The 326-nt window shown below is 61.3% G+C and carries 1 protein-coding gene; it reads right to left on the reverse strand.

The annotated features are described in order from the left end of the window. The coding region (locus tag R0J88_RS19285) for a hypothetical protein (protein ID WP_410900773.1) at positions 1 to 326 on the reverse strand (326 nt) is incomplete at both ends.

Raw genomic sequence — 326 nt, forward strand, 5'->3', positions numbered from 1 at the left:
TGATGCCGGTGTAATCCATGATGCCCACATAGGTATCGGGGATCACGTTGCCCTCTGCATCCAGCGCCCGGAACATGCGCACGGTGTAGCCGCGCTCGATGCCATCGGCATCTGCCGGCGGTGTACCGCCGCCTGACGGGTTGAGTGACGGGTCAGTGGACAGGTTGGCCACTTCAATCCCGAACACGCCACTCCCGGCCCACTCGGCGGGGATGTCATCGAGACCGAAGGTCGCGCTGGCGAATTCGCCATTGCTCAGTACCGGCAGGATCGTCTGGTTATTGTCTCCCGCATGATTGGAGAAGATGACATCCTCGCCCTCGTCA

Origin of the sequence: Pseudoalteromonas sp. SIMBA_162, assembly GCF_046535955.1 — a bacterium.
Taxonomy (GTDB): Bacteria; Pseudomonadota; Gammaproteobacteria; order Enterobacterales; family Alteromonadaceae; genus Pseudoalteromonas; species Pseudoalteromonas marina.